At 39.1% G+C, this 12,299-nt stretch carries 9 protein-coding genes; 8 read left to right on the top strand and 1 reads right to left on the bottom strand.

The annotated features are described in order from the left end of the window. Positions 1-13 precede the first annotated feature (13 nt). Complete coding sequence (locus ACDZ28_RS12020) at positions 14-955, bottom strand: AraC family transcriptional regulator (RefSeq protein ID WP_076120131.1); 942 nt, start codon at positions 953-955, stop codon at positions 14-16. A 455-nt stretch (positions 956-1,410) separates the two neighbouring features. Between ACDZ28_RS12020 and ACDZ28_RS12025 the strand changes: the two genes are divergently transcribed. From ACDZ28_RS12025 to ACDZ28_RS12060, 8 genes are all read left to right on the top strand, one after another. Then, a complete protein-coding gene (locus tag ACDZ28_RS12025) occupies positions 1,411-2,430 on the top strand; it encodes a glycoside hydrolase family 105 protein (protein ID WP_375104773.1) in 1,020 nt (339 codons plus the stop codon). Between the two features lie 12 nt (positions 2,431-2,442). Next, positions 2,443-4,605, top strand: coding sequence for a 1,3-beta-galactosyl-N-acetylhexosamine phosphorylase (gene gnpA, locus ACDZ28_RS12030; protein WP_375104774.1), 2,163 nt, complete (start codon positions 2,443-2,445; stop codon positions 4,603-4,605). A gap of 270 nt (positions 4,606-4,875) precedes the next feature. Further along, a complete protein-coding gene (locus ACDZ28_RS12035) occupies positions 4,876-5,763 on the top strand; it encodes a hypothetical protein (RefSeq protein ID WP_375104775.1) in 888 nt (295 codons plus the stop codon). A gap of 175 nt (positions 5,764-5,938) precedes the next feature. Further along, positions 5,939-7,549, top strand: coding sequence for a Na/Pi cotransporter family protein (locus tag ACDZ28_RS12040; RefSeq protein WP_339289210.1), 1,611 nt, complete (start codon positions 5,939-5,941; stop codon positions 7,547-7,549). A 209-nt stretch (positions 7,550-7,758) separates the two neighbouring features. Beyond that, on the top strand, positions 7,759-8,520 hold the full coding sequence (locus ACDZ28_RS12045) for a hypothetical protein (protein ID WP_339289211.1): 762 nt from the start codon (positions 7,759-7,761) through the stop codon (positions 8,518-8,520). Positions 8,521-8,713: 193 nt separating this feature from the next. Continuing rightward, complete coding sequence (locus ACDZ28_RS12050) at positions 8,714-9,442, top strand: LytR/AlgR family response regulator transcription factor (protein WP_375104776.1); 729 nt, start codon at positions 8,714-8,716, stop codon at positions 9,440-9,442. Positions 9,443-10,095: 653 nt separating this feature from the next. Beyond that, entirely contained in the window at positions 10,096-10,716 is a 621-nt protein-coding gene (locus tag ACDZ28_RS12055; protein WP_339302271.1) for an ATP-binding protein, read from the top strand. 195 nt (positions 10,717-10,911) lie between these two features. Then, on the top strand, positions 10,912-12,297 hold the full coding sequence (locus ACDZ28_RS12060) for a radical SAM protein (RefSeq protein ID WP_375104777.1): 1,386 nt from the start codon (positions 10,912-10,914) through the stop codon (positions 12,295-12,297). The last annotated feature ends 2 nt before the right edge of the window (positions 12,298-12,299 follow it).

The following is a 12,299-nucleotide window of genomic DNA, read 5'->3' on the forward strand; positions in this document are numbered from 1 at the left end:
GGGACTCCTTTCCCTATACCCACCCTGTAAACTCCAATATAGATGCTTTTGCAGATTGAGCTTCGGAATGTGCACCTTTTCGCCATTGTTTGGGTGATTCGCCCATAAGCTTCGAGAAGCATCGGTTGAAGCTGGAAATGGACTGAAATCCGACTTGTTCGGAGATGGAGAGGATGGAAGCATCCGTGCTTTTTAACTGCTTGCAGGCCTCTTCAATACGGGTGCTGTTTAGAAAATCGAGAGGTGCAGTTCCCATGATCTCGTGAAATTTTCTTCGAAAATGAGTGGTGCTTAGATGACACAGATCAGCCAGGTCAGCGATGGTGATAGGTGTCATATAGTTTTTAGTGATGTATTCCAGAACCGGAGAGATGACAAAATCGCCTTTCAGGTTATGCTCTATTTCTTGCTCTGCCAAGGGTTCATTCCGGGAATGGATTCTAAGCAGTTCTATATAAAGCGATAATAATAAGCCGTAGGCACTTTCTTGATAAAAAGGATTTTTGTGCTTCAATTCCTCTACGACCGATGTCGCAAGGGTATAAACCTTGGGATGTTCCTCCTTGTTCAAAATACAGTTCATCCCCTTGATCGCCCATAAATTTGGTTCGAAGTCGCTGTAAGCGCTTTTGAATGAATGCTGAAAGAGATCCTCAGGGGAAAAGAAGATATAAGACCAAAGACTAGCCTCATTTGGCGAACTATACGTTGTGTGAGGAAGATATCTAGGGATGAAGGTTACATCTCCGGCTTTAAAAGGTACAGATTCCCCTTTGATCTCCATAATGCCGCTATCCGAATGACAAATGCCAATCTCTAAATGGTTATGAAAATGGAGATGTTCACTTTTAATATCGGAAATCTTCCAACGTTCACCGCTTAACAGTAAAATTGGGAAGTTTATCGGCAAGCTGTAGTGGCGGTATTCAATGACGGGTTTCTTTTTTCTGGGCATAATCTCAATACTCCCGTTCCGTTGATTTGTGTAGATTATAGGTGAAAGAGCTTTCAAGTTCAACTGTATAAAGAGAACTTGATATTATACAATTTGGGAAAAAAGTGGCGGAGGAGAAGTTTGGAACTGTAGGAGCGTTAGCGTCCGCCTGAAAGCTTTCCATAGGAAAGCTCGCTTCGGAAGCATAAGCAGTCTGCAGATTTCCACCGCGAAGAGCGGTATAAAATCAAGAAATCTGCAGACAACAGCGACCGGAAGTCCAAAAATTCTCTGTAGTCACGGCCAATCCCGAAATATAAGAACCACTAGTTAATGATCGAAATTGCACAGTTTAGTTATGAATATGCTTAGAATCAGACTATTTTACTCCTTACAATAGAGTTAGTAAAGCGTTTACATAGTACGGCAGCTCTCAAGCGCCAATGAGGGCGTGTGCGAAAGAGAGGAGAATCAAGATGCTTCAATTAACTTATGACAGAGAAGAGATTCTAAGCGTCATCGACAAAGTAGTTAGAAAAACAATGACGATGGATTTAACATGGGACTGGCCTTGTGGTGTGGCTTATTATGGGGTATCCAGAGCTTATAAAACGACAGGTAATAAAGAGTATTTGGATATGCTTGTCCAGTGGGCAGATGAATATATTGAGCTGGGCCTGCCGGACTGGACGGTAAACACCTGTGCCATGGGGCATATGCTGATCACATTATATGAAGAAACAGGCAATCAGAAATATTGGGATATTGTAATGAGCAAGGTGGATTATCTGCAGAACCATGCGCTCAGATTCGGAGATCATGTGCTGCAGCATACCGTATCCGTCTCTAATGATTTTCCAGAGCAGGCATGGGCAGATACGTTGTTTATGGCGGCATTTTTTCTACTCAGAGTAGGAAGTAAATTAAACGATCAGGAAATGATCCAGGATGCCCTGAATCAATATTACTGGCATATCAAATACCTGCAAGACCCTAGCAGCGGGTTCTGGTACCATGGCTACAATAATGTGAAGCAGGATCATATGTCCGGACTATATTGGGGCAGAGCAAATGCTTGGGGCGCATATACCATGTCGCAAGTCAAAAAGCTTTTGAAAGAATGGTATTTGTATCCGGCGTGTATGGACGTGGAGTGTTCGCTGCGCGATCAATTGGCGGCACTCAAGCTTGTGCAAACGGAGAACGGCCTGTGGCGGACAGTGCTTGATGACGAAGAATCTTATGAAGAAGTATCTGCCTCTTGCGGGATAGCGGCTGCAATGATCAATAACGGCAATCCGCTGCATACTAAATGTGTACAAAAGGCCCTGAAGGGTGTCCTAAGCAATATCAGCGAGGATGGACGAGTACTGGGAGTATCCGGTGGAACAGCGGTTATGAAGGACCGGGAAGGTTATCGCAATATTCCAAAAGACTGGATTCAAGGCTGGGGTCAAGGCTTAGCACTCTCTTTTCTATCCGATATGCTTAAATAGGAGGGATCCAAGTTGTCCAAGCAAACAACCGGGGCCTTTACACTGCCGGGCGAATCCGGTTATGAGGCACTGACCTTAGAGTTAGCTGAACGGTGGGGTGCCGATGTCATCCGTGACAGTGACGGTACGCAGTTATCTGATGAGATTATCAACGCAGGATACGGCATTTATTCTACAATCTGTATCATCAGAGATCATAACGAATGGGCATCCCAGAACCCTGATAAGCTGCAGCAGAGCTTTTTAATTACCAATCCGAAGGTAGCGGTCGAAGATTATGTATCCATCTATTTGATGGAGGACTTTTTCGCTGAGCAATTTCGAGTAAATGATTCCAAAGAGGCGTTTAAGTACTGGCAGGTTTATGACCGAACTACAGGTGAAGAGATTCCAAGAGATCAGTGGAATTATGAGCGGGAATCAGGAAATGTGGTCATTACTGGCATTGCGCCTTGGCATAAGTATACTGTCAGCTTCATGGTCTACCGGATTTGGGAAGAGATCTCCATGTACAATCACACCACGAATCATTGGGAAAAAGAGCATTTGATGCAGATTGATCCCATCTATGTTGAAACGCAAAAATATTTACTCCATTGGATAGAAGATTGGTGTCATAAGCATAAGGAAACAACAGTGGTTCGGTTTACCTCACTCTTTTATAATTTCGCCTGGATCTGGGGCAGCAATGAGCGCAATCGCCATTTGTTCTCAGACTGGGGTTCATACGATTTTACGGTAAGCTCAAGAGCGCTTGATCTGTTTGCTCGGAAATATGGGTATTCGCTCACGGCCGAGGATTTTGTGAATGGTGGAAAATATCGAGTCAGTCATATCCCGGCGCATCAGCGCAAGCTGGACTGGATGGCATTTATCAATGATTTTGTCATCGGATTTAGTAAGCAGTTAATTGATATAGTGCATAAGCACGACAAGCTGGCGTATGTTTTCTATGATGATAGTTGGGTTGGTATGGAGCCTTACAATGATCGCTTTGAGGAGTTTGGCTTCGACGGAATGATTAAATGTGTGTTCTCAGGGTTCGAGGCAAGAATGTGTTCAGGTGTAAAAGTAGATACCCATGAGATTCGGCTGCATCCCTACTTATTTCCGGTTGGATTGGGAGGGCTTCCTACTTTTATGGAGGGAGGTAACCCTACACTAGATGCCAAAAAATATTGGATCAATATCCGGCGTGCTCTACTCAGAGAGCCTATAGATCGAATTGGATTGGGCGGATACTTGCATCTTGTAGAGCCTTACCCGGATTTTTGTGATTACATCGAAAAGATTGCAGGTGAATTCAGAGAAATAAAAGACCTGCATCATAAAGGCAAACCGTATCATATCAAGACTAAGGTAGCCATTCTGCATGCTTGGGGCAAATTGCGATCTTGGACCTTGTCCGGGCATTTCCATGAAACGTATATGCATGATCTGATTCATATCAATGAGGCTTTATCTGGATTGCCGATTGAAGTACAGTTTATTGATTTTGAGGATATCCGTCAGGGAATTTTAAAAGATTATGATGTAGTGATCAACGCCGGCTCTGCTGGTTCAGCATGGAGTGGTGGAGAACACTGGAGGGACAGCAAGTGCGTGGACTTACTGACAGAGTGGGTGTATGAAGGTGGTACTTTTATAGGTGTGAATCAGCCTTCGGCGCTTGAAGGGTATGACAGCTTTTTCAGAATGGCACATGTTCTCGGTGTGGATGAGGATACAGGCTCCAGAGTAGCGCATGGAAAATGGACATACGAAGTGAAGGATGAACTTGGTTTAGTTCCTGCTGGGACTACCATTAAGCCCAAAAACAACCTTAATCTTACCGATGGATCGGCAGCAGTTGTGAATGAAACGGATGGTCTAATAACACTGTCTACTCATGCTTTCGGTAAAGGAAAGGGGATCTATCTACCTTCTTTCACCTTCAGCTTTGAGAATACAAGATTGCTGCTGAATTTGATTCGTTTTGCGGGTAATGAGTTCACAGAAGCAAAGTACATTACAGATAACTTATATACAGAGTGTGCTTATTATCCGGCAAGTAAAATCCTCGTGGTGATTAACAATAGCGATGAACTTCAAAGCACTACGATTCAAACGGAGTATGGGCAACAAACCATGACATTAGATCCGTATGACACGATGATTAGAACAATTGGCGACTAGTAAAAATCGATGTAGGAACGGAAAAGCGATCCACGAGTATAAGACTTAAAAGCTCAAGCCTACGGCAGTCAGTCTGCGGATGCTTGGGCTTTTTTTTGCAGCGATAAACCATTCGCTCTTACCTACCTTAAGAAAAATTGTAACCAACGAAAAAAAACTATGCTTCCCCTCATGATAAATTGAATAAAGACTGATAAAATGAGGAATGGTTGAAAAGAGATCGGGATAACAGTGCTTTACTATATAATTTTTAAATAGACAGGTGAGGAAATGGTAGGTAACAAAGGAATAACAGATCAAATAAAAGAAGATAACTACAAAGTATTCGCTTTGCTTAGCCAGTATTTAAATCATTCACCAGACTTTATTCACGAAGATGAAATTGGAGAGATCGTAAAGTGTGGCGTAACTTATGAATACGCTTTTGGTCTACTATTGGCTTCTGCTTTTGGGATGGACACGGTTGATAATGCTGAGGATAAGGAATTGTTCAACAAATATTTTAACAATATGCTTCATAAGCTTGATGCAAATGAATTTTATGACAATCCGTATTATAAGAATATCAAGATACCAACTATAAAGATTGGTAATAGTGAATTGAAATATGAAACCTATAAACCTTTTGAAGGGTTTGTATGTAATGATATCATGCGGACTGCAGAGGGAAGACAAATTCCTCAAATCGGCTTTTTTGAAACGGAATTTAGCTTTCCCGCAGTATTAGAAAACGATAGGATCTGGATGACGATTACGCCTAATGAAATAGAAACGATGAAAGAAGCAGTGGATCAAGCGTTTGGGAATGTCCTTACTTTTGGACTGGGGCTTGGCTACTATGCATATATGGTATCTGAAAGAGTTAATGTCGAAAGCATTACGGTTGTTGAAATGAATGAAGATGTCATTCAGTTGTTTAATAACTACGTATTGCCACAATTCAAAAATGCTCACAAGATTAAGATTATCAAAGCAGATGCCTTCGAATATGCTCAAAAATATATGTCTAAAGGAAACTATGATTTTGTATTTACCGATTTATGGCATGATGTTTCGGATGGAATAGACATGTATTTAAAAATGAAAAAATTCGAAAAAGAAAGCCCTGATACTGTATTTACGTATTGGATAGAACAATCTATTTTATGTTATTTATAAAAAGAAGCTCAAGCCTGCGGTTATCTGCGGATGCTTGAGCTTTTTTGCTGTGTTGCACCGATTGACCCTTGCTATATTTTGAAGTTTTGTACGGTAAACCGGGTTAGACGTCCCGAATTTAGATCATGCTATGTGTTGAATCTGTTTATTTTATACATGTGGAGGAGGCTTTCCCTTGGATTGGCAGGATTTAATATTTAAATTCGTTGGTGGACTTGGGATTTTTCTGTTTGGTATTAAATATATGTCGGACGGGCTTCAGAAATCCGCTGGGGATAAAATGCGTGGCCTGCTTGAGAAGTATACATCCAATCCGATTTTGGGTGTTCTTGTCGGTATTAGCGTAACCGTATTGATACAATCTTCTACGGGGACAACGGTTTTGGCGATCGGGCTTGTAAATGTGGGACTGATGACTTTGCGTCAAGCTATTGGTGTAGTCATGGGCGCCAATATCGGAACAACAATGACAGCGTTTATTGTAGGGATCAAGATTGAAGAGTATGCCCTTCCCATTATTGCAGTAGGTGCTTTCTTCTTGTTCTTCATTCACAAAAAGCGATACCAGTATATTGGACAGATTATCTTTGGCTTTGGTACCTTGTTCCTTGGCCTTGGTACGATGGGAGGGGGACTTAAACCACTTCGGGAATTGCCTGCATTTACAGATTTTATGATTGAGCTGTCTCACCAGCCCGTCTTGGGCTTGATTGTCGGAACGGTATTTACAATGATTGTTCAGAGTTCGAGCGCAACGATTGGTATTCTACAGACGATAGCTGACGAAGGCATGATTAGTTTGCGGGGAGCTTTACCGATCTTGTTCGGTGACAATATCGGAACAACAATAACGGCGGTGCTTGCATCGATCGGTGCGACGGTGGCTGCTAAACGTACGGCTCTCGTACACGTTATTTTTAATATTGTTGGGGCAATTCTTTTCACGATCCTGTTACCGGTCGTGTATAACATTGTCCTGTGGCTTGGAGAAGGTGTGAATATCCGTATGCAGATTGCTTATGCTCATGGTTTATTCAACGTTACAAATACATTGATCTTCCTGCCTCTTATTCCAGTGCTGGCTTGGATCGTAACAAAGGCTATTCCAGGCCAAATGCAGGAGATTCAGTTCAAGGCAATTTATCTGGATGAACGTTTTCTTGCGACACCTGCTATGGCTCTTGGACAAGCTCAGCATGAGATTGTACGGATGGGACAATATGCATACGAATCCCTTCAGGATGCAACAGGGTTCTTTTTCAATAAGGATACTAAATCTGCAGAGTTGGCACTTCAGAAGGAAGAGCTAGTAAATGAGCTGAACCGTAAAATCACCGATTATATCGTGAAAATTCACCAAAAGGGTCTTTCGCCGGGAGAATCTGAGAAGGCAACAGGCTGGTTCCAAACCGTAAGTGATCTGGAACGAATCGGCGACCACGCTGAGAATATAGTGGAACTAGGCGAATTCAGAATGACGAACAAGCTGGAGCTATCAGCCGAAGCGGCCGCTGAGCTTAAGGAAATGATTGAGGTTGCGAATCAGGCTGTGAATAAAGCACTAGTTGCTCTTGAACATAATGACAAGGATATAGCTAAAGAGGTGCTTAAACTTGAATTAAAGCTGGATGATCTGGAAATAGAGTACCGTAAGAATCATATTCAGCGTTTGCATAAGGATTTGTGCTCTGTCGGAACGGGGTCCATTTATCTTGACCTGCTGACCAATCTGGAGCGAATTGGTGATCATAGTAAGAATATTGCGCAGTTCGTTTTGCACGAGTAATAAAATGCACCTCTAAGAATAGACATTGGATAACCTCTTCTGGGTTGTCCGATAAAATTCTGAGAGGTGTTTTTTTTGTGGTCAGTAAGGGATAGAAGAAACTTGATCTTATATTGATAGATACTGAGTTTCCCTTCCATGACATACAATAACGATATTATGAAAATCGATTATTCGAAATAAGCAGACACGCAAGAGGAGGGAAAATTATGCTCTCAAAGATGACCATTCTAAATGAGGTGGGTGTTCTCATTAATACAATCGATCAATTGTATACATCCAGCATCATTAATCGCAGAGGTAAGACAGCAGATGGCCAATTCTGCACAGAAGTAATTGCTGAAGAATTGCTGAGACTGGATATAAAAAATCGACTGAAGGAGATTAATGAAGTAGTAAGAGAGAAAGGGTATCGCGTGGCAACGCATAACGGGGTTGTTACTACCGGGCATAAGGAAGAGGACTCTAATCGAAAAGAAGAGCGAGTTGCCATCCAATTATTTAACTTGAGTCAAAGTGGTACAATATTCGATCATATTGGAAGGATTATCGACTATCAGGTCCCTTTAAAAAATAGTAGGGCAGATAAAGGATTAGGCAAGATTGATTTGATTTCTTTGGTGGATGATTGTATTGTTCTGATCGAATTTAAAATTAAAGAAAATCGAGAAACCCTCTTAAGATGTGTTCTTGAAATCGCGACATATTATCAGGTGCTGTCAAAGCCCAAGTTGTTGGAGAGTTATTCAAATGATTTTGGATCACCTAATCGCATAAAGAAAGCGGTTTTGATCGTTTTAGATTCCTTACAATATAAGGAGATGTTAGAACTTCGTAATGGGGAAAGAAGGCACTTGGAAAAGCTTATGGATGCGCTGGAGGTCCAAGTGTTTTGTATGGATCCTGTAAGTTTCGAAGTGCAGACGGTGTTTATTCATGAGGGACTTTGTAATCCCAAATCCGAAGGATGAAGCTGTACGGCTTCAGATTTACCGTTGGTTTTAATAAGTATTTAGTAGACGACTTTGGTCGTCTTTTTTATTTTGCAAGGACTTCAGACCTACTTTGTTGAATTAATACTAATAAGGTAATATTTACATAACTATAGGCATATATTGAAATTTCAATTTCTTTATTTTATTTCAACAGAGGGAGTTTAGGGGAATGATAAGAATTTGTATTTGTGATGACGAGCAATTACATAGCTCCAAATTAGAGGAGATCATTATGGATAGTCTGGTCTTGTATCAAAACATAGAGTTAGATATTGATATTTATGAATCCGGAAAATCATTATTGAAAGCCTTAAATGCTAGAAACGAAGAGTATCAAATATTATTCTTAGATATTGAAATGGGGATTCTAAATGGAATTGAGGTCGCTAGGGAAATTAGAAAAATAGACAAAAATATGATTATCATTTATGTTACCAGCTATGACAATTACACTATGGAAAGCTTTGAAGTTTCACCTTTTCGATACATACTAAAACCTATACAAGAAGAACAAATAAGTAAAGTATTACTTCACGCAATTGATGAGGTCAGAAGGAATAACCAGTACTTATTCTTCAAAACTCAAAATCTTAACTATCAAATTAAAAGCGAGACGATTCTATCCATTTCCTCTGAGAAAGGTAGGATTATACATGTGGTAACCGTTAATGACGAATTTTCATTCTATGGCACGATAAAAGAGATTGAAGAAATGCTTGATCCATTATCCTTTATAAAAGTAAATCAAGGCACCATTATAAATTTAAATTACATACATATTGTTTCAGGGACTGATATTATTCTTACCAATAAGGAAAGTTTTGCAATTAGTAGAGGGCAGAGGAAAATAGTTAAAGATGCCTATAACCATTTCATAAAAAGGAGGATTGGCTTTTGAGACATGTTGAGGTTATAAGCATTGCGGTTCTAGCTATTCTCTATACGCTTGTTCAGGTGACATCAATTTCAATTTATTTTAATGGATTTCTTAACCTCAGAATCTCAAAGTATAAATTCTATTCTTTAACCTTTCTTTCTATGGGAATCATAAAATTATTGTCTAGTGACACAAACGCTATGGTCAGGTTGCTTTTATTTGTTGTTCTTTTAAGTATCTGTATATTGTACTCATTCTACGGATCAATGGCTCGGAAGATTTACCACATTATCTTTTTTACGCTGATAACTACGCTTGCTGATTTAGCTCTGTCTATCATTACATATAATTATGATCAGAAATTTGAAGGCCAGTTATTTATTATGCTTGTCGTATATTTTAGTGCAAACTTTTTATCGTTGTTAATTGTAATGTTGTCAGCAAAGCTGCTGCTCTATTTTAGATCTGATAATGAGATCGGATTAAGTAATAAGGAATGTTTGTTATTAAGCATTGTTCCCTGTCTATCCTTATTGAGTATATATTGGATTTTCCAATATAAAGATATTAATCAATTCGTTCCTTGTATTTTCTTGTTAATTATTAATGTATGCATCATGCTGATCTACAATAGTTTAGAAGGGAAAAATTTTCTTATACATAAGTACTCCATAATGGAGACACAAAATAAATATTACGAAGAGAGCTTAGAGAATCAAAGGGAAATGTCTAAGCTAAAACATGATCTGAAAAATATTTTATTAAATATAGCCTATGGATTGGAGAGAAAAAAAACAGACGAGGTAAAAGAGGAGCTACAGGAGTTATTAAAAACCAATGTATTCTCATATAGATTATTAACCGGATGTATACCCATCGATGCCATTCTTAATAGTAAGTTAGAACAAACCAAGAAGTATAATATAGAATGCACTTTAGACCTACAAGTTCCTCATGACTTATTTATAGAACATACCATTGATCTAGCGGCCATTTTAGGGAATCTTTTAGATAATGCTGTTGAAGCCGTACTTAGATTAACAGAAGAAATAAAAAAGGAAATTGAAATTAAAATAAAGTTTAGTGAAGGTAAATTATTCATAATCATTGTAAACTCGTCGAATCATGTGAATGTGGACTTCTCCTATGGACGATTAATCTCTGAAAAAGGGAAAAATAGGTACGGCATTGGAATCAGCAGTATCAATGAACGAGTCAAAAAGTTAAAAGGATACTCAGACTTTTCATACGATGAGGGCTATTTTAATTCAATCGTAGTTTTACCAATTCCATAAGAACAAACGGCGGCGATTTCCCATTCATAATAATTGAATGGGAAATCGCCTTTTTGTTATGCAGATTACAACGAGTATTATGCCGATTACAACGAGCAACAAAAAAACAGAAATTATTGGTTTATGATTTCAGCATAAGGAATGAAATGTGACGAATAGTTCCCACTAATAAAAAATGAAAAGTGAAATAGGAGGATGGAAAAATTGTATTTCACGGATAGAGTAATGGATTTCCAGCTTGATGATGAGAGTATCTTATTAATAAATACAATCTCTAGTGCATTTGACATTATTGATTCAGATACTTATGAACGGATTGAGGAAATGAAGAAGGGATATTCCAATTTTGATGATAAAGATGAACTGATGCAAACTTTAATTAAGAGGGGCTACGTGTTTGAACAAAAAGAGAAAGAACAAGAGTTCATAAGAAAGTATGCTGAGATACACCAAAAGTATATTGAGAAAAATCTGGTTCGCAGCTTTACCATTTGTCCCACGATGGGTTGCAATTTAAGATGTACCTATTGCTTTGAGGGGGACGAGAATCTAAGTAATAAAAAAGTAATGACTGAAGAACAACTAACTATAATCCTTAATTATATTGATACTTGCATTACTGCACAAACAGAGATTGACACGCCAAAAACATCGATTTCCTTGTTTGGAGGAGAGCCCTTGTTACCTCAAAACATGCCAATTGTACAAAAGACACTTGATTTTGCAAAAGCAAGGGACATCGAAGTGAGAATTGTAACGAATGGAACAACAATAAAATACTACAGTAAGCTTTTGAAAATGTATGATAATGTCATCATTCAGATCACCTTGGATGGTTCAAAGTCTATTCATGATGTCAGACGAATTGGAGTCAGTGGGAGAGGAACCTTTGATCTCATCGAATCAAGTATTGATTTACTGACTGAAATGAAAATAAAAACGCATTTGCGAACAAACATAAATCAAGATAATATCGATTCTTTAAGCGATTTGGTCCATTTTATCAAGGAAAAGAAATGGGTGGAATCAGGCTATGTATATCCTTATGTAGCACCAGTATTAGAGTATTGTGACGGTTCGAACAACTCTATGAAAGAAAGTGAGTTATACTCCAGAGTTCTTGAAATCGAACCCACATTAGGATCTGAAGATTCGATTATTAAAATGGTTGTTTCTCCATGTGTGAATTACCTACAATCGTTCTTTGATTCAAATAATCAAATGAAACCTTGGAAGCTAAATTATTGTGAGGCTACTTCTGGTGGTAATTTAGTATTCTCTCCCGATGGAAATATTTCTACTTGCTTAATGCTAGCCGGTAAGGGGCATCATCAAATCGGATCCTATGACGGCGAAAGTGTAAAGCTTGATCCAAATCTTGAGGGAATGTGGAAAGATCGAACTATACTACGAATTCCACAATGCAAAGAATGCAAGTACGGTCTGATTTGTGGTGGGGGTTGTCCTATAGCAGCCATAGACATAAACCAGGATATTGATTGTCCTGTATGCAGTGATATTGAAGATACAATGAAAGCTTTTGTGAATACAAGAAAGCATCAAATTCTACAAAAGGTGTGATG

Source organism: Paenibacillus sp. RS8, from assembly GCF_041956825.1.
Lineage (GTDB): Bacteria > Bacillota > Bacilli > Paenibacillales > Paenibacillaceae > Paenibacillus_AQ.